Source organism: Moritella sp. Urea-trap-13 (assembly GCF_002836355.1).
Lineage (GTDB): Bacteria > Pseudomonadota > Gammaproteobacteria > Enterobacterales > Moritellaceae > Moritella.
Genome location: NZ_PJCA01000039.1, coordinates 232762 through 255798, shown reverse-complemented (window position 1 = coordinate 255798; position 23037 = coordinate 232762). Strand labels below are relative to the sequence as shown.

General features: G+C 41.6%; 20 protein-coding genes. 12 read left to right on the top strand and 8 right to left on the bottom strand.

Features of this window, described 5'->3' with window-relative positions; all coding sequences use genetic code 11:
• Positions 1-4: 4 nt before the first annotated feature.
• The 7 genes from CXF93_RS20045 to mutT all read left to right on the top strand — a co-directional run bounded on the left by CXF93_RS20045 (position 5) and on the right by mutT (position 8730).
• Positions 5-823 carry a cell division protein FtsQ/DivIB gene (locus CXF93_RS20045; protein ID WP_101064273.1) on the top strand — a complete coding sequence of 273 codons (819 nt, stop codon included), beginning with the start codon at positions 5-7 and terminating at the stop codon, positions 821-823.
• A 5-nt stretch (positions 824-828) separates the two neighbouring features.
• Positions 829-2076 (top strand): cell division protein FtsA, encoded by a 1248-nt coding sequence (ftsA, locus tag CXF93_RS20040; protein ID WP_101064272.1) that lies wholly within the window; start codon positions 829-831, stop codon positions 2074-2076.
• Between the two features lie 29 nt (positions 2077-2105).
• Positions 2106-3299, top strand: coding sequence for a cell division protein FtsZ (gene ftsZ / locus CXF93_RS20035; protein WP_101064271.1), 1194 nt, complete (start codon positions 2106-2108; stop codon positions 3297-3299).
• 168 nt (positions 3300-3467) lie between these two features.
• Entirely contained in the window at positions 3468-4391 is a 924-nt protein-coding gene (lpxC, locus tag CXF93_RS20030) for a UDP-3-O-acyl-N-acetylglucosamine deacetylase (RefSeq protein WP_101064270.1), read from the top strand.
• Between the two features lie 126 nt (positions 4392-4517).
• Positions 4518-5432 carry a M23 family metallopeptidase gene (locus tag CXF93_RS20025; RefSeq protein ID WP_101064269.1) on the top strand — a complete coding sequence of 305 codons (915 nt, stop codon included), beginning with the start codon at positions 4518-4520 and terminating at the stop codon, positions 5430-5432.
• A gap of 46 nt (positions 5433-5478) precedes the next feature.
• The gene (gene secA / locus CXF93_RS20020; protein WP_101064268.1) at positions 5479-8196 is read left to right on the top strand and encodes a preprotein translocase subunit SecA; all 2718 of its coding nucleotides are present in this window, start codon (positions 5479-5481) and stop codon (positions 8194-8196) included.
• 141 nt (positions 8197-8337) lie between these two features.
• Positions 8338-8730: an 8-oxo-dGTP diphosphatase MutT gene (mutT, locus tag CXF93_RS20015; RefSeq protein WP_101064267.1), complete on the top strand. Its 393-nt coding sequence runs from the start codon at positions 8338-8340 to the stop codon at positions 8728-8730.
• Positions 8731-8762: 32 nt separating this feature from the next.
• On the opposite strand, the gene yacG is transcribed toward mutT, so the two are convergent.
• From yacG to CXF93_RS19975, 8 genes are all read right to left on the bottom strand, one after another.
• Positions 8763-8948 (bottom strand): DNA gyrase inhibitor YacG, encoded by a 186-nt coding sequence (gene yacG / locus CXF93_RS20010; protein ID WP_101064266.1) that lies wholly within the window; start codon positions 8946-8948, stop codon positions 8763-8765.
• A 34-nt stretch (positions 8949-8982) separates the two neighbouring features.
• Positions 8983-9588 carry a dephospho-CoA kinase gene (gene coaE, locus CXF93_RS20005; RefSeq protein WP_101064265.1) on the bottom strand — a complete coding sequence of 202 codons (606 nt, stop codon included), beginning with the start codon at positions 9586-9588 and terminating at the stop codon, positions 8983-8985.
• Between the two features lie 12 nt (positions 9589-9600).
• Complete coding sequence (locus tag CXF93_RS20000) at positions 9601-10500, bottom strand: A24 family peptidase (RefSeq protein ID WP_101064264.1); 900 nt, start codon at positions 10498-10500, stop codon at positions 9601-9603.
• Between the two features lie 125 nt (positions 10501-10625).
• Positions 10626-11879 (bottom strand): type II secretion system F family protein, encoded by a 1254-nt coding sequence (locus CXF93_RS19995; protein WP_101064263.1) that lies wholly within the window; start codon positions 11877-11879, stop codon positions 10626-10628.
• An 86-nt stretch (positions 11880-11965) separates the two neighbouring features.
• A complete protein-coding gene (gene pilB, locus CXF93_RS19990; RefSeq protein WP_101064262.1) occupies positions 11966-13669 on the bottom strand; it encodes a type IV-A pilus assembly ATPase PilB in 1704 nt (567 codons plus the stop codon).
• A gap of 6 nt (positions 13670-13675) precedes the next feature.
• Complete coding sequence (locus CXF93_RS19985) at positions 13676-14122, bottom strand: prepilin-type N-terminal cleavage/methylation domain-containing protein (protein WP_101064261.1); 447 nt, start codon at positions 14120-14122, stop codon at positions 13676-13678.
• 377 nt (positions 14123-14499) lie between these two features.
• Entirely contained in the window at positions 14500-15342 is an 843-nt protein-coding gene (nadC, locus tag CXF93_RS19980; RefSeq protein WP_101064260.1) for a carboxylating nicotinate-nucleotide diphosphorylase, read from the bottom strand.
• A gap of 24 nt (positions 15343-15366) precedes the next feature.
• Positions 15367-15873, bottom strand: coding sequence for a TIGR02281 family clan AA aspartic protease (locus CXF93_RS19975; protein ID WP_101064259.1), 507 nt, complete (start codon positions 15871-15873; stop codon positions 15367-15369).
• 166 nt (positions 15874-16039) lie between these two features.
• Here CXF93_RS19975 and ampD point away from each other — a divergent pair, with 166 nt between their 5' ends.
• The 5 genes from ampD (at position 16040) to aceF (ending at position 22989) form a co-directional block, all read left to right on the top strand.
• Positions 16040-16612, top strand: a complete 573-nt coding sequence (ampD, locus tag CXF93_RS19970; protein ID WP_198551717.1) for a 1,6-anhydro-N-acetylmuramyl-L-alanine amidase AmpD — start codon at positions 16040-16042, stop codon at positions 16610-16612.
• Position 16613: 1 nt separating this feature from the next.
• Positions 16614-17462: a regulatory signaling modulator protein AmpE gene (ampE, locus tag CXF93_RS19965; protein WP_101064257.1), complete on the top strand. Its 849-nt coding sequence runs from the start codon at positions 16614-16616 to the stop codon at positions 17460-17462.
• Positions 17463-17878: 416 nt separating this feature from the next.
• Positions 17879-18640 (top strand): pyruvate dehydrogenase complex transcriptional repressor PdhR, encoded by a 762-nt coding sequence (gene pdhR / locus CXF93_RS19960; RefSeq protein ID WP_101064256.1) that lies wholly within the window; start codon positions 17879-17881, stop codon positions 18638-18640.
• 85 nt (positions 18641-18725) lie between these two features.
• Positions 18726-21383, top strand: a complete 2658-nt coding sequence (gene aceE / locus CXF93_RS19955) for a pyruvate dehydrogenase (acetyl-transferring), homodimeric type (RefSeq protein WP_101064255.1) — start codon at positions 18726-18728, stop codon at positions 21381-21383.
• Positions 21384-21393: 10 nt separating this feature from the next.
• Positions 21394-22989, top strand: coding sequence for a pyruvate dehydrogenase complex dihydrolipoyllysine-residue acetyltransferase (gene aceF, locus CXF93_RS19950; RefSeq protein ID WP_101064254.1), 1596 nt, complete (start codon positions 21394-21396; stop codon positions 22987-22989).
• The last annotated feature ends 48 nt before the right edge of the window (positions 22990-23037 follow it).

Below are 23037 nucleotides of genomic sequence, written 5' to 3'. Positions count from 1 at the left end.
AATCATGACCACTGCTACTGTGACGCCCTTACCTGATTCGCTAGATGATAATATCTATGCGCTGACCGAACTTGAAATTCAAGCGGATGAGTCCTGCGTTGAAGAATTAGGTCCGTCACGTTTAAAGCGTGGTTTAGGTCTATTTTTCTTCTTTATGGTGGTAGTATTTTTTAGCTGGATGTTCAGCAGTATGGAAGCATACTTGACTGATGCCAGCAAAATGCCCATGTCAGCGCTGATTATTCAAGGTGATCGAGATTACGTTAGTGATGATGATATCCGTGCGGTATTGTTACAAAAACCGGCAATAGAAAACTATTTCTCGGTCAATGTCGATGATATTCAACGAAAAATTGAGTCATTACCTTGGGTTTATCATGCTTCGGTACGTAAAAGTTGGCCGGATTTATTACGTGTTTATATTCAAGAACAGCCTGTTGTTGCGGTATGGAATGATACTCAACTGCTAAATGAAGATGGCATCGTGTTTGATGCAGACATTAATCGGGCGCCTAAATCCTTAGTGAAACTTTATAGCCCGAATGATAGAATTGTAGCTGCACTGTCTAAATACAATGAATTCAACGGATTACTTCAGATTAACAGTTATAGAATCGTTAAAATGACAGTTAATTTGCGGAATGCAATAACGGTTGTATTAAGTAATGGTATTATGTTGCGCTTAGGGCGAGAAGATGCGATCTCACGGATCCAGCGCTATATCGATTATGTCGCAGTATTAGACAAAGAAAAAATAGCCTATATAGATTTACGTTACGATACAGGTTTCTCAGTTGGCTGGAAAAATGACAATAAAGAGTAGTGATAATGACTAAGTCGATGGAACGAAAATTAATTGTAGGTTTGGATATCGGCACATCCAAAATTGCCGTTGTCGTTGGTGAGTTATTACCTGACGGCGAGCTGAACATCATCGGTTTAGGTGAAAGTGCATCGCGAGGCATGGACAAAGGTGGTGTGAACGATCTTGAATCTGTGGTTAAAGCCGTACAACGTGCATTACAAGCAGCAGAAATGATGGCCGATATGAAAATATCCTCTGTCTATCTGAGTATTTCTGGTAAACATATTAGTAGCCAAGATGAAATTGGCATGGTGGCGATTTCTGAAGATGAAGTCACACAAGATGATGTAGATAACGTGATCTATACTGCAAGGTCGGTGCGAATTCGTGACGAACATCGAATTTTACATGTTATACCGCAGGAATATGCTATTGATTATCAAGAACGCATTAAAAACCCTGTTGGTTTATCAGGCGTTCGCATGAAAGCCAAGGTACATTTGATCACGTGTCACAATGACATGGCAAAAAATATTGTAAAATGTGCTGAGCGCTGTGAATTACAAGTTGATAAATTAATTTTTTCTGCGTTAGCATCAAGCTATGCTGTCGTTACCGATGATGAAAAAGAGCTAGGTGTTTGTGTCGTGGATATTGGCGGTGGCACGATTGATATTGCTGTATTTTATGATGGTTCGTTACGTCATACCTCGGTATTTTCTTATGCTGGCAATGCAGTTACTAGTGATATTGCTTATGCATTTGGTACGCCTCCTGCAGACGCAGAAGATATTAAAGTTAAGTTTGGTTGTGCACACGCTAATCTATTACAACGTGATGATACCATCGAAGTAGCGAGTGTCGGCGGTCGACCATCGCGCACTTTACAACGACAAACACTTGCAGAAGTGATAGAACCTCGATATTCTGAACTATTCGGAATGGTTGAAGATGAATTAAAAACTGTTTTGGCCTCATTAAAGCTGGAAAAATTGGCAGCTGGTATTGTCCTTACTGGTGGCGCTGCACAAATTGAAGGTTTAGTTGAATGTGCTGAAGGCGTATTCAACTCTCAAGTTAGAATCGGTATACCATTGAATATCAATGGTTTAACTGAGTATGTAAACACACCAGTTTATTCAACAGCGGTTGGTTTACTTCTGTTTGGTAAAGAACATCAGTTCGAACCAGCAACAGAAGTAGTCGTAGAAAAAAATAATTGTAATCAGCTATTTAAAAAAATAATGAGCTGGTTCAAAGGCGGGTTTTAAAACCCCAATAAGATTTTGGAGAAAGTACCATGTTTGAACTACTCGATGATAGTCACGATGAAGCTGTCATTAAAGTCATTGGTGTTGGTGGTGGCGGCGGTAACGCTGTTGATCACATGGTCAGTGAAACAATTGAAGGTGTTGAATTTATTGTAATTAATACCGATGCGCAAGCATTGCGTAATTCAGCAGCTGGAACTGTTATTCAAATCGGTAACACAATAACGAAAGGCTTAGGGGCGGGTGCAAACCCAGCTGTAGGCCGCGAAGCTGCATCAGAAGATCGCGATACTATTCGTGAGCATCTGCAAGGCTCTGATATGATCTTTATCGCTGCTGGTATGGGCGGTGGTACAGGAACTGGTGCCGCGCCTGTTGTTGCTGAAATTGCCAAAGAACTGGGTATTTTGACAGTCGCAGTCGTAACTAAACCATTCTCTTTTGAAGGTAAACGTCGTCTGACTTATGCGCAAGCAGGTATTGATGCATTAAGTGAACAGGTTGATTCTTTAATCACAATCCCGAACGACAAACTACTGAAAGTATTGGGTCGTGGTGTGAGCTTATTAGACGCCTTCAAAGCAGCAAATAACGTATTGCTTGGTGCTGTGCAAGGTATTGCCGAACTCATTACCCGTCCTGGTCTTATCAACGTGGATTTCGCCGATGTTCGCACAGTTATGAGCGAAATGGGTACTGCGATGATGGGTACGGGTGTAGCTTCAGGTGAAGATCGTGCTGAAGAAGCGGCTGAAGCGGCTATCTCAAGTCCATTACTTGATGATGTTGATTTAGCGGGCGCACGCGGTATCTTAGTTAACATTACTGCTGGCTTAGATATCAACATCGAAGAATTCGAAACGGTTGGTAATTCAATTAAAGCGTTTGCATCTGATAATGCAACGGTTGTTGTGGGTGCGGTAATTGATCCTGAAATGACAGATGAATTACGTGTAACGGTTGTGGTTACGGGTATCGGTGCTGAAAATAAGCCAGATATGACCTTAGTACCAACACCGGTAAAGAAAATTGAAGAAGCTAAAGTTGAACCAGCAAAAATTGAAGAAATAGCTAAAGCGACAGTGGTAGCAGCCGATAACCAAGTTGATGTGCAGAATGTTGCACAGCAAGTTGCTGTTGGTGAGAGTCATACGACTAAAGCAACCAAAAGTGAACCGGACTATCTTGATATTCCAGCGTTCTTACGTCGTCAAGCAGACTAATACTTTATCGTATAGTCGCGAGAGTATGATTCAGTCGTAGGCATTATTTTTAGCCTAAAGACTGAATTATATAAGCTGTGTTTGGATTGGTGATTTTGCATTTCCACAAGAGTTATGGTAAATTGCTCGGCCTCTCGTTGGAGTGTGAGATTTAATAGGGTGACATTAATGATTAAACAAAGAACATTAAAGCAAGCTGTACGTGGTACCGGCATCGGTCTACATTCTGGCAACAAGGTTACCCTAAATCTTCGTCCAGCAGCAGCGAACACCGGGATTATCTATCGCCGTATCGACCTCGATCCTGTGGTTGATTTCAAAGCCTCGGCAGACATGGTAAAAGATACCATGTTGTGCACTTGCCTTGTTAGCGAAGATGGTCACCGTATCTCTACTGTCGAACATATTAATGCGGCATTAGCTGGTCTTGGCATCGATAATATTATTATTGAAGTTGATGCAGCTGAAATTCCAATTATGGATGGCAGTGCCAGTCCTTTTATTTTCTTACTGCAGAGTGCGGGAATTGAAGAGCTAAACTGTGCCAAGAAATTTATTAAAATCAAACAACCAATCCGTGTTGAAGATGGCGATAAATGGGCTGAATTCTTACCGTCGAACCATGGTTTTATCATGGATTTACGTATTGAATTTGATCATCCGGTATTTGAAGGCCAAAATCAGCATATTCGCGCAGATTTTTCTGGCGATTGGTTCCATCAAGAAATCAGTCGTGCACGTACTTTTGGTTTCATGAAAGATATTGAGTATCTACAATCACAAAATCTCGCTCTGGGCGGTAGTCTAGACAACGCGATTGTGGTTGATGAATTCCGTATTCTAAATGATGACGGTTTACGTTATGACGATGAATTCGTTAAACATAAAGTACTTGATGCTGTTGGTGACCTGTACTTATCAGGGCATTCAATTTTAGGTGAGTTTAGAGCATTCAAAACAGGCCACGGCATGAATAACTTATTACTAAGAGCATTACTTGCTAATCAAGAAGCGTGGGAATTTACCACCGTTGATGAAACGCAAGATGCGCCGATTCGTTGGTTAGAAGCCAATTTAGAACTGGCGTTATAATCTAACCAAACAGGTCTAGTATCTCGGAACTGACGTTGTTAGTCAGCGCTGAGATAAATACAGATAGAATTGTGGCACCAAATTGTTTATATTTAGTGTCACATATTCATCAGTTAAAAAAAGATTATGAGCGTTACAGTTACTTACTCGAATAGTAAACATAGCTATTCTAAATTATTTAATCTCTATTTCTTCATATTTGCATTAATTGCTGTTATCGCGGCATCGATTGCGTCTTCTTGGTTTCTCTATTCAAACTACTCTTCTCAAGCCATTCAGCTTAAAATTGCAAAAACGCAGCAAAAATATCAACAACAAGCCGATCAAGTCCTTGCGCTACGTCAAGAAACAGATTTGAAAATCGCGGTATTTGCGAGTAAAGTTGGCATGATGCAAGCAGAAGTTAACCGTTTGAGTTTATTAGGTGATGAATTGGCTAAAGATGCCAGTTTGACGCGTGGTGAATTTGATTTTATGTTAAAGCCTGCTATTGGTGGTCCTGTGGATACCGATTCAAGTTATGCTGTTGATTTACAAACCTTGCTTGAAGAGATGGATTTACTGTCCTTAGAAGTAAATAATCGCTCACAACAGCTTACACTACTTGAAACTATGCTATTGAATCACAATATAACAGATGAGGCAGTGTTATCTGGTCGACCCGTTATTCAGCGTGGTTCTTGGTTATCATCTCCTTATGGTGTGCGTAAAGACCCTTTTACAGGGCGAGCGACTATGCATAAAGGCGTTGATTTTGCAGGTGATAATGGCATGAACATTATTGCCACGGGTGCAGGTGTTGTTACTTGGTCTGGCAGACGTTCAGGTTACGGTTTATTAATCGAAATTAATCACGGAAATGGTCTGTCGTCACGTTATGCCCACTCTAAAGAGTTGATCGCAAAAGAAGGTGATGTGGTTGGTAAAGGGCAAACTATTGCTATTATGGGAAGTTCGGGACGTTCTACTGGACCCCATGTGCACTACGAAGTGCTAAAATCGGGACGACAAGTCGATCCTAAACGCTATGTTTATCGCTAAAATGCTTTAAATTTCAAATAGATTCACAATAACTTTTGGTCATAAAATGTTAACTAATATAATTACAAAAATAGTCGGTAGCCGCAATGACCGCATTTTAAAAAAATTGCACAAAGTTGTAAAACAAGTTAATCAATTAGAAGCAGATTTTGAAGTATTATCAGATGCAGAACTAAAAGCTAAAACAGTTGATTTTCAACAACGTTTCGCTGCTGGTGAATCACTTGATAGTCTTTTAGCGGAAGCATTTGCGGTTGTACGTGAAGGCTCTAAGCGTGTGTTTGGCATGCGTCACTTCGATGTACAGCTATTAGGTGGCATGGTATTAAACAATAATCAAATCGCCGAAATGCGTACTGGTGAAGGTAAAACTCTAACGGCAACATTACCTGCTTATTTAAATGCCTTAACAGGTAAAGGCGTGCATATTATTACCGTGAATGATTACCTTGCTGCACGTGATGCGGAATGGAATCGTGAACTATTTGAATTTTTAGGACTTACAGTTGGCTTGAACGTGTCTGGCATGGATAACATGGCAAAACGTGAAGCTTATGCTGCGGATGTTACCTACGGCACCAATAATGAATTTGGTTTTGATTATCTGCGTGACAACATGGCGTTCGAACCGCAACAACGTGTTATGCGTCCGTTATACTATGCGGTAATTGATGAAGTTGATTCAATCTTAATTGATGAAGCGCGTACACCGTTGATCATTTCTGGCCCAGCGGATAATAGCTCAGATTTATATACCAATATCAATACCATCATTCCTTTGCTAGAACAGCAAGAGCAAGAAGATACTGAAGAATATACTGGTGTTGGTCACTACACGGTTGATGAAAAGAACAAACAAGTATTGTTGACTGAGAACGGTCAAATTAAAGTCGAAGAAATGCTCAAAGAACGTGGTTTATTAAGCGCTGATGATTCTTTATTCTCTGCTGCGAATATTTCATTACTGCATCACATCAATGCAGCATTACGTGCCCATACGTTATTTGAAAAAGACGTAGACTATATTGTTAGTGATGACGGTGAAATTGTGATTGTCGACGAACATACTGGTCGTACTATGCCGGGTCGTCGTTGGTCTGAAGGTCTGCATCAAGCGGTAGAAGCCCGTGAAGGTGTGAAGATCCAAAATGAAAACCAAACATTAGCATCGATTACCTTCCAGAATTATTTCCGTATGTACGACAAACTGTCTGGTATGACAGGTACTGCTGATACCGAAGCATTTGAATTCCAATCTATTTATAGCCTGGAAACAGTGGTATTACCGACTAACAAGCCAATGACGCGTAAAGACTTCGGCGATCTGGTTTACCTGACTGCAGCTGAAAAGCATGTTGCGATCATCGAAGATATTAAAGATTGTGTGAAGAGACAACAACCAGTATTGGTTGGTACAGTATCAATTGAAAGCTCAGAACTACTTTCTAATTTACTGAAAAAAGACAAGATTAAGCATAACGTATTGAATGCTAAGTTCCATGAACGTGAAGCTGAGATCGTTTCTGATGCAGGTCGTTCTGGCGCGGTGACAATTGCAACCAACATGGCCGGTCGTGGTACCGATATCGTGTTAGGTGGTAACTGGCAGACTGATGTGGATAAGCTGAAAAATCCAACTGAAGCACAAATTGCGCACATTAAAGCGGAATGGCAAGTGCGTCACGAAGCTGTGCTAGCGGCAGGTGGTTTGCATATTATCGGTACTGAACGTCACGAATCTCGTCGTATTGATAACCAATTACGTGGTCGTTCTGGTCGTCAGGGTGATGCTGGTTCAACACGTTTCTATCTTTCTATGGCCGATCCGCTTATGCGTATTTTCACATCAGACCGTATTACCGGCATGATGAAGAAACTGGGTATGGAAGAAGGTGAAGCGATTGAGCATAAGTGGGTAACACGCGCGATCGAAAATGCCCAACGTAAAGTTGAAGGTCGTAACTTTGATATTCGTAAATCGTTACTTGAATTCGATGACGTTGCCAATGACCAACGTAAAGTGGTTTATGAGCAACGTAATGAACTTATGGAAGCGGAAGATATCAGTGACACTATGGTTGCGATCCGTGAAGACGTGATCAATGCGGTAATGGATGCTTACATCCCACCACAATCATTACATGAAATGTGGGATATCACCGGTCTAGAGCAACGTTTACGTGCTGACTTCATGCTCGAACTACCAATTCAGCAATGGATCGATGAAGATAGTAAGTTATACGAAGAAAAGATCCGTGAACGTATCATGACTGGTGCTAATGAAGCCTATACAGCCAAAGAAGATGCCGTCGGTGCTCAAGTTATTCGTCAGTTTGAAAAAGCAGTAATGTTACAAACACTGGATGGTTTATGGAAAGAGCATTTAGCTGCCATGGATCATTTACGCCAAGGTATTCATTTACGTGGTTACGCACAGAAAAACCCGAAACAAGAATACAAGCGTGAGTCGTTTGAACTGTTTACTGAAATGTTAGAAAACTTGAAATCAGATGTGGTTGGGGTGATTTGTAAAGTCCAAGTGCAAGCACCAGAAGACGTCGAAGCCGTTGAAGCACATCGTCGTCGTGGTGAATCATTACCACAAAACATGAATCATGCTCCGGCTGAAAATCAACTTGCTGATGAATCTGCAGCAACTGAAGCGGAAACATTTGTGCGTCAAGGTCAGAAAGTCGGTCGTAACGATCCGTGTCCTTGTGGTTCAGGTGCTAAATTTAAACAGTGCCATGGTAAATTAAGCTAATAGAACTAAGCCATAACTATTGTCACGATTGGTGATAGTTAATAGGCGTTATAGTTAACTGTTAAAAGCGTTAAAACAGCAATGTTTTAGCGCTTTTTGTTAACGGTCATTTTATCCTACAACTTAACAAGAGTACTCCTCATGAAAGTCGTCCATGTCGCTGCCGGTATTATCATCCGTGAGCAACAAGTCTTTATCAGTAAGCGTAGCTCAGAGCAGCACCAAGGTAATCAGTGGGAGTTTCCAGGTGGTAAGGTAGAGTCTGGAGAATCTGTGCTTGAGGCGTTAACCAGAGAGCTCAAAGAGGAAGTTGATCTTGATGTCGTTAATGCGCAGGCATTTCACCAGCTAGAATTTGATTATGGTGATAAGGTCGTGCTATTGGATTTCTATCTAGTCGATAAATTTGCAGGTGTTGGTAAAGGTCTTGAAGGGCAGCAAACTGCGTGGGTAAATATTAGCGCACTAGCGGATTATAAATTCCCCGCAGCGAATCAAGTGATTGTCGAGATGTTAATGACTCAGTTTGCCTGAGCCACTCATTAGCATAAATCCAGTTAGTCGCTCTAATCGAATTCGTAACCTTTAGGCTGTAATTCTTGTGGAGATACATCTTCACCTGGAATGGAACGCTCTTCACTTGCCCATTCGCCAAGATCAATTAGTTTGCAACGGTCACTGCAAAACGGGCGAAATTCATTAGTGGTAACCCATTCAACGGATTTCTTACAGGTTGGGCAATTTACTTGCATGATGACTTCCTAAATAAACAATGCTTGAAAGTGGCTAGTCTGCCATGGCTGTAGCCGCTAATTCAAGAAATTTCTGATGTAAAACTGCAGTATCCTTGACTAGCTGCTGGCGATCGTTATTCACCACTACGGAGTCCGCTGCTGCAAGGCGTTGTTGGCGTGAGGCTTGTGACTCTAGTATCGCCTTAACCTGTTGCTCGGATACATTATCTCGCGCCATCGTACGCTGTATTTGTAGTTGTTCGTCGACATCAACAACCAGTACATGATTGCATAACGTGGTGAGCTTATTTTCAACTAACAGTGGCACAACTAACAAGGTATAGGGTGAATCACTGGCGGCTAATTGCGCTAATAATTCAGTCCGGATCAGTGGGTGTAATAAATCATTTAACCACTGCTTGTTGGCATTATCGGAAAATATTTTTTCTCTTAATAAACCACGATTTAAACTACCGTCATCAAGCAAAATGTGCTCGCCAAAATGGGCGCTAATTTGCGCTAATCCTTGACTACCGATAGCCACAACTTGTCTGGCGACAATGTCAGCATCGACTAAATTAATGCCTTCGCTAGCGATAAGATCGGCAACGGTAGTTTTACCTGATGCGATACCACCGGTTAATCCGACAACATACATAGTGGCCTGCCTTTAATAAATAAAGTTAACTAAATAGAAATCAACTATTTGATCGCCCCAGATAAGGTATAACCAACCTGCAATTGCCAAGTAAGGACCAAACGGGATAGGATTGCCTCGGGTATGCTGCTTTAATGCTATTTGAGTAATACCAATAATGGCGCCGGCAAAAGAAGATAACAGCACGATGGCTAAAATTGATTGCCAGCCGAACCAAGCACCAAACGCAGCTAATAATTTGAAATCACCATAACCCATGCCTTCCTTACCGGTTAATAATTTAAAGCCCCAATACACAGACCATAGCGATAGATAACCAACAATCGCTCCTATGATAGCATCGGACGGGGTTACCCAAGCGTAATTGACGTTTAGTAGTAAGCCTAGCCATATCAGTGGTAAGGTCATTTGGTCAGGCAATAACATTTTATCTATATCGATAAAGGTCAGTGCAACTAAGCTCCAAGTTAAGATCAAGGCGCCCGCTAATTGGATACCGTAAGGGATATACAAAGCGACTACGAGTGATAATAAACCGGTTAATAATTCAATGCTTGGATAGCGAGCTGAAATTGGATTGGCACAACTGCTGCATTTACCTCTGAGTATCAACCAGCTAAGCACGGGAATATTTTCTAATGCGGTAATCTGATGACCACACTTAGGGCAAGCAGATCGGGGTAACAATAAGTTAAATTTAGCGGGTTCAGATACTGCTGTAGATTTGTCTTCAGCGGTGTTGCATTCATCACTAAAATAAACCGTGCACTCTTGTTTCCACTCACTTTCCATCATTATGGGTAAACGGTAAATTACCACGTTTAAGAAACTACCGACTAACAAACCGAGCAAGGTAACGGATAACCATAATAGCCAAGGAGAAAGTTGAAAAAGAAGCGCTAAGTCTTGCATGTAAATTACCTGTATCGGATCAAGTTGATAGATAAATGTTCACTGAAATACGATGATAGCAAACCCATTCCATAAAAGCTGTTAAAGCTTAACGAATAACATCTTAATTACATTTAGCGTATTTATTACATGATGCTACCCATTTTAAAGATAGGTAAATACATCGCAATCACCAGACCGCCAATCACCACACCCAATACCACCATGATCATCGGCTCGATTAAACTGGTTAAACCATCCACTGCATCATCAACTTCTTGCTCATAAATGTGTGCGACTTTCGCTAACATATCATCAAGTGAACCAGACTCTTCACCGATCATTACCATTTGCGTAACCATGTCAGGAAATAAGTTGGTCGAGCGCATGGCTATGTGCATTTGTAATCCGGCGATCACTTCATTACGCATTGTCATTACCGCATTTTTATAAACAATATTGCCCGATGCGCCTGCGGCAGAGGTTAGCGAGTCTACCAGCGGAATACCGGCTGCAAATGTGGTTGATAGGGTTCTGGCGAACCGTGCCATCGCGCCTTTGTGCATAATTGGCCCAATTGCTGGGATCTTGAGGATAGTGCGTTCGGTGATATGTTTAACTTTAATCGAACGTTTATTCGCTCTAAGGTAAATAACCGGTATGCCAAATAATACCCCGACCACCAAATACCAAAATTGGCTAACAAAGTCAGAAATAGAGAGTACGACTAAGGTGAAAGGTGGTAATTCGGCACCAAAACTAGCGAAGATATCTTTGAATTGCGGAATGACATACAGCAGTAAAATAAGCGTGACGACAACCGCAACCGCGACGACCATTGCTGGATAGAGCATGGCTTTCTTGATCTTGGATTTCAGTGCTTCGGCTTTTTCTTTATAGGTGGCGATACGATCATAAATAGTATCCAATGAACCCGATTGTTCACCTGCACTGATCAAATCACAATATAAATCATCAAAATAAAGCGGATGTTTGCGTAAGGTATCAGAAAGTGATGTACCAGTAGAGACTTCTGCAGCCACTTCACCGATTAATGCGCGCATGGCGGGATTGTCATTACTGCGAGCAATAATTTCTAGACTTTGAACTAAGGGCACTCCGGCATTAAGCATGGTGGAAATTTGCCTTGAAATGATGGCAATATCCATCGCTGTAATTTTCTTGCTAGCGACAGAGAATAAACCGGTTGATTTACGCTTGGCTTTTAACACATTGATACCCTGGCGGCGTAACTCTACTTTTAGGTTACTGATGCTTTCTGCTTGAATTTCACCACTGATTTTTTTACCTTTACGATTAACGCCTTGCCAGTTATATGGATAGCGTTTTTTGACTGCCGATGGTTTGCGATTACTGGTTTTTTTGGTTAGTGCGACCATGATGCTATCCTTAGCGAATGGTGGACGACAAGCTCCTTGTTAAACACAAGACTGCTTTAGTTGTTAGTTGTTAAAAGCTAAATATTTTAATGGCTGGTGATACGTTCAACTTCAAGCAAGCTAGTAACACCATCGAGAACTTTTTGTAATGCGGATTGGCGTAAGGTATCCATACCTTCCAGCTGGGCTTGGCTAGCGAGTTCCAGAGAGTTACTACCAGTTAAGATCATTCTAGCGATTTTGTCTGACATTGGCATGACTTCATAGATCCCCATGCGACCTTTATAACCTTTAGTGCATTGCTTACAGCCGATGGCCTTAAACGGGGTGATGCCATGCGCAATTTGTTGCTGACTAAAGCCAAGTTTAGCTAATTCAATTGCGGGAATATCTTCAGGTTGCTTGCATTCACGACAAAGTCGACGACCAAGACGTTGAGCGATGATTAAACTCACGGATGAACCAATATTGTAAGCGGGTACGCCCATGTTAGATAACCGAGTCAGTGTTTCTGTGGCTGAGTTGGTATGCAATGTCGATAATACTAAGTGACCGGTTTGCGCGGCTTTGATAGCAATCTCTGCGGTTTCTATATCACGGATTTCACCGACCATCACCACATCAGGATCTTGACGTAAAAACGATCGTAATGCCGTGGGGAAAGTTAACCCAGCTTTAAGGTTGATCTGTACTTGATTGATCCCCGAGAGGTTTATTTCGATAGGATCCTCGGCTGTGGATATGTTGCGTTCGACGGTATTGAGGATATTAAGTCCACTGTACAGGGAAACGGTTTTACCACTACCTGTGGGTCCGGTGATCAAGATCATGCCTTGTGGTTTCTGTAATGCGGTGAGGTAAAGGGCTTTTTGTTTGTCGTCATAACCGAGAATGTCGATATTGAGACTGGCTTGATTTGAGTCGAGGATCCGCATCACCACTTTTTCACCCCACATGGTGGGTAGGGTACTGACACGCAGATCAATGGATTTATTCTTCGATAGTTTTAACTTGATCCGGCCATCTTGTGGCATGCGGCGCTCGGCAATATCTAATTTTGCCATGACTTTCAAACGCGCAGAAAAACGCATGGCTAAATTCACTGGCGGCGCTACCATTTCATGCAAGATACCGTCGATACGAAAACGTACCCGATATTTAAATTCATAGGGTTCGAAGTGAATATCAGACGCGCCTTTTTTGATCGCATCCAATAGGATCTTATTGACGAATTTAACAATCGGGGCGTCGTCACTACTGTCTTTATTTTCTTGATCTAAGCGTGACTCGCTATTATCAACTTCCAAGTCATCGATATCGGTATCGTTAAGATCGCCAAGCGCATCAATGTCATTTTCTAATACCGTTTCTAAGGCTTTTTGTAATTGCAGTTCATCAACCAATAATACTTCGGTATGTAAACTAAAGCTAAAGGCAAACTCTTCTAATGCGCTAACATTAGTGGGGTCTGACATCGCCAAGTATAAGGTTTGCCCCTGCACATAAATAGGCAGGGCATGGTGTTTTTCGATGAGTTTTTCATTGAGCAGGTTTGTGGGGATCTCTTCGAGTTTAAAGGTATCTAAATCCAGTAAGGGAACACCGTATTCACGCTCGAGTAATTTAGCCAATACCTGACTGTCGATGATATTACTGTCGACGAGCAGGGTTGTGAAGGCTTTACCTTCCAATTTAGCGCTTTGCAGCAGTGAGGAGATCTCTTCTACCGCGAGGTAGGCATGTGCGACGAGGCTGTGAGCCAGGCCGCTAGCGTTATGCTTGTGTTGCATTAGGGGTTAGCAGAACCCTTTAGTATCACATGTACCGCCTTGAGCCCAAGTTACTCGACCGCCTGAGTCAAGTGTAGCGGTTAAAGTATAACTCACGCTATCGGTATCTGTAGCAGTGATAGTCGCCCCACTTACTACCGACCATGCTGTACTTTGTACCTTACCTACTGTTCCGGTGCTATTAGCTGGAATACCTTTTTTACCAGCTTCACCACAATCGTCAGCAGCTATAGAAAAACCATTTGATGCATTCAGCCCTTCAAGTTGTGCACATAATTCGACAGCTGTTTTAATTGGTCCTGTTGCCGCAATTACCTCTGAGAACTCAGCTCGTTTTGTATAATTTTGATAAGCTGGTAAACCCACACCCGCCAAAATAGCCACAATAGCGACTACGATCATTAATTCTATTAACGTAAAACCTTGTTGTTGTGCTTTCTGTTGTACTCTCATTTTTTATATCCTTATAAAAATTACCAAATAGTCCTTTACTCATCACAAGCCATCAAATGGTATGAGACATCTGATGAGTTGGATTCATTTAAACGTTTATTTAACATTTTGTACACATAAGTTTGACGATTTAAATCAAGTTATAGGACAATGTGTCACTATAATCGCTTGATTTATTGACATAAAATTTTATTGTACTAAGGGTTTTGAAGTCTAAATACGCTGATTAGCAGACTATGTCTAGATGAATGACTGAATAGCGGGTAGGAGATAGATATTAATATTATTTGCAGTTTATGAGGGAGGATATTTACTTTAAATGTAAAAGCACTACCGTATAAATGGCAGTGCTCCATATTTTAACTAAAGCGTGTCGACTACTTAATAAAGCGCATCGACAGGTCAGTTGCTTGTACGTGTTTTGTTAACGCACCAACCGAGATAAAATCAACACCAGTTGCTGCAAAGCTCGCTAATGTATCAATCGTCACGTTACCTGATACTTCTAATTTTGCTTTACCTTGGTTCAATTCAACCGCAGCGCGCATCATTGGAATATCAAAGTTATCGATCATGACAATATCGGCGCCAGCATCTAATGCTTGTTGCAGCTCTGCTAAGCTTTCCGTTTCAACTTCAACAGGCTTGCCTGGTTGTAGCTCTTTGGCTTTAGCGATGGCGTTTTCGATGCCGCCACAAGCCATGATGTGGTTTTCTTTAATTAGGTAAGCATCGAACAAGCCGATACGGTGGTTTTTACCGCCACCACAAGTTACTGCATATTTTTGTGCGAAGCGTAGGCCTGGGATTGTCTTACGGGTATCGAGTAACTGACATTTTGTACCAGCAAGTTCATCAACATATTGTTTCGTTAAGGTGGCAACACCTGATAATGTTTGTACAAAGTTTAATGCGTTACGTTCGCCAGTTAATAACGTACGTGCTGGACCTTCCAACGTGAATAGTGTTTGATCGGCAGCGACTAAATCACCGTCTGCAACAAACCAAGTCACCGTTACCGTATCACCTAGCTGGTGGAATACTTCATCAACCCAGGCTTTACCACAAAATACCGCTTGTTCACGACTGATCACTTTGGCTTTAGCTTGCGTCTCTGCTGCGATTAAGTTTGCCGTGATATCACCTTCTGCCACACCTTGACCACCAAGGTCTTCAGCTAATGCAGTACTTACTGCGCGGCGTATTTCTTGTTGTAACATAATAATTCCTAGGTCGATTAAAAACTAATATTCACTTAACGTGAGGGTTTTGCCTTGCTGGACTAATTTAACTTGTTTCAATGCATTCATACCGAGCAGAATAGTATCACCTTGCATATAGGGATTAATATTCGCACTGAGATCGTAAAGTGTTAATTCACCAACCGATAAACTATCTAGATGTGTTGAGAATACTTCAATGACACCATTAGCGGTATTGACTGACTGACTATAACCAGCATCTAAGCCGATCTGTTCGGCAACCTTTGCTGGTATCGAAACCTGCGTGGCGCCCGTATCGAGTAAAAATTTTACCTGATAACCATTTATATAACCATTAGTAACATAGTGTCCGGCACGATTTTGTTGCAGCATCACGACTGCATTGCCATTTTGTTGGTAACTTTCTGGGTCACTATTGGGATTTTGTTGGTTCGATAAATAACTATTGAAGAATAGCGTCATCACTATCAACCCGCTTATCCAGGCGATATAGGTCATGGCTTTGGCTATTTTTTGATTTCCATCCATTCTCTTTCTCCATTCTAAACAGGTTACTTTATTGGCTTCGCATTTTACTGACTCAGCGCTGTATTTTACCGACGTAGCTATGTTATTGCTAATGATATCATTGTAAAGTGAAGCCATTGTAAGTAGTAGTCTTGAATAGCATTAAATTCGATTATAGTCAGAAGGTATGAATACAGTGGCAGATAAGCAAGTAACCTCAGGTATATTGGTAAGTGCAGATTTTTTACCATCACCACATTTTGATGAGCGTCCTGCAGATATTGATATCGACTTATTAGTGATTCATTGTATCAGTTTACCACCTGAGCAATATGGCGCGGACTATGTTGAAGACTTTTTTCTCGGCAAACTCGATTGCAGTGTGCATCCTTATTTTCAGAAGTTAATCTCGGCAAGAGTATCTGCGCATTTATACATTAGGCGTGATGGCCGCTTGATCCAATTTGTGCCTTTGGCTAAGCGCGCTTGGCATGCCGGACTCTCTGAGTTTGCTGGTAAAAGCAGATGTAATGACTTTTCTATTGGTATTGAGCTGGAAGGGGATGTTAACCACCCTTATACTTTGGCACAATATCAATGCCTCACGGCAGTGACGCAAGAAATACAAACCCGCTATCCATTAATAACCCAAGCACGTATTACTGGTCATAGTGATATTGCCCCTGTACGCAAAGATGATCCCGGTCCGCATTTTGACTGGACACATTATTTTGCATGCTTAGATTCGAAGGACCATTAATATGGCATTAATATCTCTGCTGCTGGCATTGCTGATAGAACGCGTTGTTCGCCTCAGTGGCAAATTACAATTGGATAATGTACTACAACGTTATCTCTATCCCTTGCTACCTTCATTTATTAATGGTGGTGTATTTGGCACCTTGATGATTATCGCGTTACCGACCGCATTAATGTATAGCTTATTAACGTCGATTGCGGGTTTATATTATGGCGTGTTGACGGTTGTGGCTTGGTTGCTGCTGTTACTAATGAGCTTTGGTGGCAGTGACTATCGTCGTGATTATCGTCAATATCTCAAAGCATTAAGTCGTAATGATCTCGAAGCCAAAGGCATCTATGCAGAGTGTTTGGATGTAAACAGTGAACGTTTTTGTGCGACGTTACTGACTCAAGCTGTCGCCCAGCAGTTAGTTTGGCTTAACTACCGTTTTTATTTTGCGGTGATTTTTTATTTTGTGGTTGCAGGGCCTATCGGTTTAACCTTGTATGTGGTGGCGCGTAGTTACCATAAATATGTGATGCAGCATCATAGTCAGCTACTTAATCGCAGTGGTATTCATCGTATCATGCGTATTATTGATTGGTTACCGGCGCGTTTAACGATGGTGGGTTATGCGCTGGTGGCTGAAGAGCAAGCGGCGTTACCCCAAAGTTTACGCAGTTGGCGTGACGTATCGACCTCTGAATTTGATTTATTAGGCAAGGTGGTTTATCTCGCCAGTAAAGCTAACGTGGAAACCGATAAGTGTTATGACTATACCTGCTACTTAGTACAACTCGCCAAACGTAATATTATCTTCTTTGTCACCGTCATTTCCCTTCTTACCATTAACGGTACTATTCTTTAATTATTCTTTAATTATTCCTTAGCTATGATTTAGTGATTACTGAATTATAGTTAAGCATGATTAAATTTCTGTTTTTTGACAAAGCATAGGGCGTAATGTCCTATGCTTTGTTGTGCTTAAATTTCGCATTAAGTGGTAAGACCAATATGACCAAGTTATCACTTTGGGGGTAGTTTGTTGCATGTTTATTCTAGGGGTATAGTCATTTAAACTGGGTATCACAGGAATAACCCTATGTATATTCTTAGTTTATCCCATTATTTAGGCTGTTTAATACTGGCCATTTTGATTTAAACACTATAAATACGAACAAAAATGTCTATTTTTAATGACAATTGAACGTGTTTTTGGTAAATTGTCATGACTTAATATTAAATTGGTCTTACCAATTTACCACTGGTCATTTTGAGGTTCACATGGTCTATCGAAAAATTCAGCAGCCGAAGTTGTCCGATGCGATTGCAGAGCAACTAGAGCAAATGATTTTGGAAGGTAGTTTAGAATCCGGCCAGCGCTTATCTTCCGAGCGTGATTTAGCCCTACAGCTTGAGGTGTCTCGCCCCACTGTACGCGATGCAATTTTACGTTTGGAAAGCAAAGGTTTATTGGAACGTCGTCAAGGACGTGGTACATGGGTGAAGAAGGTCATGGACCAAACACTGATGGATCCACTGTTTCAGCTATTGACGACACACCCAGAAGCGCAATTAGATTTATTGGAATTTCGTCATGCATTGGAAGGCATTTCAGCTTATTACGCCGCATTGCGTGGTACTGAAACTGACTTTCAGCAATTACGGGTTGCGCTCGATGCTGTCACAGCGTCTGAATTAGCCCAAGATCCAACGCAACAAGCAAAAGCAGTCAGTGCGTTTAATATCGCGGTTACTGCTGCATCACATAATATTGTGTTGTTACATCTTTTACGTGGTTTAAATCCGTTGTTAGAAGATAATATTTGCCAAAATTTTAGGTTGTTGGAAAAGCGTCAAGGTGTGGTTGAACAAATTAGCCAACACCGTGGTGATATGCTTAACGCAATTCTTAACCGACAACCAGAAACAGCCAGAGAAGCATGTCATGCCCATCTGGCTTATATCGAGCAAGCATTGCTCGATATTGGGCGTGAAGATAGCCGCATAAATCGTGCGTCACGCCGTATAAAACAAGCTAAATAGTGTTACTAATGAATATTCTTAAACATACCTATGCTTAAGAATATTTCTTTAACGTTGTAGAGATCTAATTAGTAAGGAATCTCATATGTCCGACATCTTAAAGCATGATGTAGACCCAATCGAAACTACCGAATGGCTAGAATCAATCGAATCAGTAATTCGTGAAGAAGGTCTTGAACGTGCGCAGTATTTATTAGAAAAAGTAATTGCAAAAGCACATCAAGACGGCGTTGCCCTAGGTAAAGGCGGCATCACTACGGATTATATCAATACTATCCGTACTGAAGACCAACCTGCATACCCAGGTGACGAAAAACTAGAACGTCGTATTCGTTCGATTATCCGCTGGAATGCTTTAATGATCGTACTACGTGCATCTAAGAAAGACTTAGAGTTAGGTGGCCACATGGCATCTTTCCAGTCTTCTGCTGCACTTTACGATGTATGTTTCAACCACTTTTTCCGTGCTCCAACGGAAAAAGACGGTGGCGATTTAGTTTATTACCAAGGTCATATTTCTCCTGGTATTTACGCTCGTTCATTTGTTGAAGGTCGTTTAACTGAAGATCAACTAAACAACTTCCGTCAAGAAGTTGATGGTAAAGGTATCCCGTCATACCCACATCCTAAGTTGATGCCTGAATACTGGCAGTTCCCTACAGTATCTATGGGTCTTGGTCCATTCTCAGCTATCTATCAAGCACGTTTCTTGAAATACCTAGATGGCCGTGGTCTAAAACAGACTGAAGATCAAACTGTATACGCTTTCCTAGGTGATGGCGAAATGGATGAACCTGAATCACGTGGCGCATTATCATTTGCTGCTCGTGAAGGTTTAGATAACTTAGTATTTGTTGTTAACTGTAACTTACAACGTCTTGACGGTCCTGTAATGGGTAACGGCAAGATCATTCAAGAACTAGAAAGCTTATTTAAAGGCGCTGGCTGGAATGTGATTAAAGTTGTATGGGGCGAAGAGTGGGATGAGCTACTAGCTAAAGACACTTCTGGTCGTTTACTACAGTTAATGAATGAAACTGTTGATGGTGATTATCAAACGCTGAAAGCTAAAGGCGGCGCTTACGTACGTGAGCACTTCTTTAACCGTTACCCAGAAACTGCTGAATTAGTTAAAGATATGACTGACCAGCAAATTTGGGAACTGAAACGTGGTGGTCATTCTACTAGTAAACTATACGCTGCTTATGCAAAAGCAAAAGCAACTGTAGGTTTACCAACTGTAATCCTAGCTAAAACTGTTAAAGGTTACGGCATGGGTGAAGCAGCTGAAGGTAAAAATATCGCGCACGGCGTGAAAAAAATGAAATCGGATACGCTTATGCAGTTCCGTGATCGTTTCGATATCCCTGTATCTGATGATCAATTATTAGAATTACCGTATGTAACACTTGAAGAAGGTTCGCCTGAACACGAGTACATGCATGCACGTCGTAAAGAGTTAAACGGCTACTTACCACAGCGTAAAACTGAGTTCTCTGGCAAATTGGATATTCCAACTGTTGAAGATTTCAGCGTGCTACTTGGTGAGCAAAAACGTGAAATATCTACAACGATGGCTTATGTTCGTGCCCTAAATGTGCTGCTTAAGCATAAAGGTATTGGCAAAAACATCGTACCAATTATCGCCGATGAAGCGCGTACATTTGGTATGGAAGGTTTATTCCGTCAAGTTGGTATTTACAACCCTAAAGGTCAAACTTATACCCCGCAAGATCGCGAAATCGTTTCTTACTATAAAGAAGAGACTAGCGGTCAAGTATTGCAAGAAGGTATTAACGAATTAGGTGCAATGTCTTCTTGGGTTGCAGCGGCTACATCATACAGTACTAATGACGTACCTATGATCCCACTGTACATCTACTATTCAATGTTTGGTTTCCAACGTATTGGTGACTCTGCATGGATGGCTGGCGATCAAATGGCACGTGGCTTCCTATTAGGCGCTACAGCTGGTCGTACAACGCTAAACGGTGAAGGTCTACAACACGAAGATGGTCACAGCTTAGTTCAAGCAGGTCTAATTCCTAACTGTGTGTCTTATGACCCAACTTTCGCTTATGAAGTTGCTGTTGTATTACAAGACGGTTTACGTCGTATGTATGGCGAACAAGAGAACGTTTTCTATTACATCACATTGATGAATGAAAACTATGCTCACCATGCAATGCCTGAAGGTGCTGAAGCTGGCATCCGTAAAGGTATGTATAAGTTAGAAACTTATACTGGCGAAAAAGCAAAAGTACAATTATTAAGTTCAGGTACTATCATGATGCAAGTTCGCGAAGCGGCTCGTATCCTAAGTGAAGACTATGGTATTGGTTCTGACGTATTCTCGGTAACTTCATTCAATGAAATTGCACGTGATGGTCAAGACGTTGAACGTTACAACATGTTACACCCTGAAGCAGAGCAAAAAGTACCGTACATCACTACACTAATGAGTGATGCACCTGCGATTGCCGCGACAGATTATATCAAAAACTATGCTGAACAAGCGCGTGCATACGTGCCGACTTCATACAAAGTACTTGGTACTGACGGTTTTGGTCGTTCAGACAGCCGTGCAAATTTACGTCGTCATTTCGAAGTTAACGCGCAATACGTAGTTGTTGCTGCATTATCTGAATTAGTTAAGAAAGGCGAGCTTGATAATAAAGTTGTTGTTGATGCAATTGCAAAATTCGATATCGACGCTGACAAAATAAACCCTCTATACGCATAAGGTATAAAAAATGAGTATTGAAATTTTCGTTCCAGACATTGGTGATGATGAAGTAGAAGTAACTGAGATTTCCGTTCAAATCGGCGATACAGTTGCAGAAGAAGATACTTTGCTTGCTGTTGAGGGTGACAAAGCGTCTATGGAAGTTCCTGCGCCACAAGCTGGTGTAGTACAAGAAATTCGTGTAAATGTTGGCGATACTGTTAAAACAGGTTCATTAGTATTTATCTTTGCTGATGCAGCAAGCGCAGCAGCGCCTGTTGTAGCTGAAGTTGCTGTTGCTCCTGTAGCTGAAGCAGCTCCTGTTGCAGCGGCAGCGGTTCAAGTATTAGAAGTTAACATTCCTGACATCGGCGACGATGAAGTGGAAGTAACTGAAATTTCAGTTAAAGTCGGCGACACAGTAGCTGAAGAAGATACGTTAATGGCTGTTGAAGGCGATAAAGCTTCAATGGAAGTACCTGCACCATTCGCTGGTGTTGTGAAAGAAATTAAAGCAGCTGTTGGCGATAAAGTAACAACTGGTTCTTTCATCATGACGTTTGAAGTTGCTGGCGCGGCACCTGTTGCTGCTCCTGTTGTAGCTGAAGCCGCTGCACCTGCTGCAAAAGTTGAAGCACCGAAAGCTGCAGCTCCTGTTGCATCAAAAACTGCACCTGAAGCTACTGGTTTCGTTGAAAACGACGCTTATCATCATGCATCACCAGTAGTTCGTCGTCTAGCACGCGAATTCGGTGTTAACTTAGATAAAGTTGGCTCAACGGGTCGTAAAGGTCGCATTGCAAAAGAAGACGTACAAACTTACGTTAAAAATGCAGTTAAACGTTTAGAATCTGGCGCTACTGGCGGCAACGGTTCTGGTATGGACGTACTAGCATGGCCGAAAGTTGATTTCGCTAAATTTGGTGAAATCGAAGTAGTTAAGATGACGCGTATCCAGAAGATTTCTGGTCCGAACCTGCACCGTAACTGGGTTAAAATCCCACACGTTACACAGTTCGACGAAGCTGACATCACTGAACTAGAAGCGTTCCGTAAAGTTGAGAACAACAAACTTGTTAAGCAAGATAAAGGCTTCAAGATTTCTCCACTTATCTTCATCGTTAAAGCTGTAGCTAAAGCGTTAGCTGATTATCCGAAGTTCAATACTTCAATCGGCGCAGATGGCGAAACGATCATTCAGAAGAAATACATCAACGTTGGTGTTGCTGTTGATACGCCAAACGGTCTAGTTGTTCCGGTTATCCGTAACGTTGACCAGAAAGGTATTTACGAGCTTTGCCAAGATCTTGCTGTTATCTCTAAGAAAGCACGTTCTGGTAAACTGACTTCTTCTGACATGCAAGGCGGTTGTTTCACAATTTCTAGCCTTGGCGGTATCGGTGGTACACAATTTACACCAATCGTTAATGCACCAGAAGTTGCAATTTTAGGCGTATCACGCTCTGAAATTAAACCTAAGTGGGATGGCAAAGACTTTGCTCCTCGTCTTATGTTACCAATGGCACTTTCATATGATCACCGTGTGATCGATGGCGCTGATGGTGCTCGTTTTGTTACAGCATTAAACGGATATCTTTCAGATCTTCGTCAACTAGTACTTTAATTTTAATTAAGTAATAGTTTTAGTATTTAATTGAGTAGAGTTATCGCA

Bases quoted from the DNA above. Each gene is read 5' to 3' on its own strand.
- CXF93_RS19975 (WP_101064259.1), bottom strand. From the start codon at position 15,873: ATGGATGGAAATCAAAAAATAGCCAAAGCCATGACCTATATCGCCTGG.
- CXF93_RS19995 (WP_101064263.1), bottom strand. From the start codon at position 11,879: ATGGTCGCACTAACCAAAAAAACCAGTAATCGCAAACCATCGGCAGTC.
- ampD (WP_198551717.1), top strand. From the start codon at position 16,040: ATGAATACAGTGGCAGATAAGCAAGTAACCTCAGGTATATTGGTAAGT.
- pilB (WP_101064262.1), bottom strand. From the start codon at position 13,669: ATGCAACACAAGCATAACGCTAGCGGCCTGGCTCACAGCCTCGTCGCA.
- ftsA (WP_101064272.1), top strand. From the start codon at position 829: ATGACTAAGTCGATGGAACGAAAATTAATTGTAGGTTTGGATATCGGC.
- yacG (WP_101064266.1), bottom strand. From the start codon at position 8,948: ATGCAAGTAAATTGCCCAACCTGTAAGAAATCCGTTGAATGGGTTACC.
- mutT (WP_101064267.1), top strand. From the start codon at position 8,338: ATGAAAGTCGTCCATGTCGCTGCCGGTATTATCATCCGTGAGCAACAA.
- CXF93_RS20045 (WP_101064273.1), top strand. From the start codon at position 5: ATGACCACTGCTACTGTGACGCCCTTACCTGATTCGCTAGATGATAAT.
- CXF93_RS19985 (WP_101064261.1), bottom strand. From the start codon at position 14,122: ATGAGAGTACAACAGAAAGCACAACAACAAGGTTTTACGTTAATAGAA.
- ampE (WP_101064257.1), top strand. From the start codon at position 16,614: ATGGCATTAATATCTCTGCTGCTGGCATTGCTGATAGAACGCGTTGTT.
- CXF93_RS20025 (WP_101064269.1), top strand. From the start codon at position 4,518: ATGAGCGTTACAGTTACTTACTCGAATAGTAAACATAGCTATTCTAAA.
- nadC (WP_101064260.1), bottom strand. From the start codon at position 15,342: ATGTTACAACAAGAAATACGCCGCGCAGTAAGTACTGCATTAGCTGAA.
- CXF93_RS20000 (WP_101064264.1), bottom strand. From the start codon at position 10,500: ATGCAAGACTTAGCGCTTCTTTTTCAACTTTCTCCTTGGCTATTATGG.
- coaE (WP_101064265.1), bottom strand. From the start codon at position 9,588: ATGTATGTTGTCGGATTAACCGGTGGTATCGCATCAGGTAAAACTACC.
- pdhR (WP_101064256.1), top strand. From the start codon at position 17,879: ATGGTCTATCGAAAAATTCAGCAGCCGAAGTTGTCCGATGCGATTGCA.
- aceE (WP_101064255.1), top strand. From the start codon at position 18,726: ATGTCCGACATCTTAAAGCATGATGTAGACCCAATCGAAACTACCGAA.
- lpxC (WP_101064270.1), top strand. From the start codon at position 3,468: ATGATTAAACAAAGAACATTAAAGCAAGCTGTACGTGGTACCGGCATC.
- ftsZ (WP_101064271.1), top strand. From the start codon at position 2,106: ATGTTTGAACTACTCGATGATAGTCACGATGAAGCTGTCATTAAAGTC.
- secA (WP_101064268.1), top strand. From the start codon at position 5,479: ATGTTAACTAATATAATTACAAAAATAGTCGGTAGCCGCAATGACCGC.
- aceF (WP_101064254.1), top strand. From the start codon at position 21,394: ATGAGTATTGAAATTTTCGTTCCAGACATTGGTGATGATGAAGTAGAA.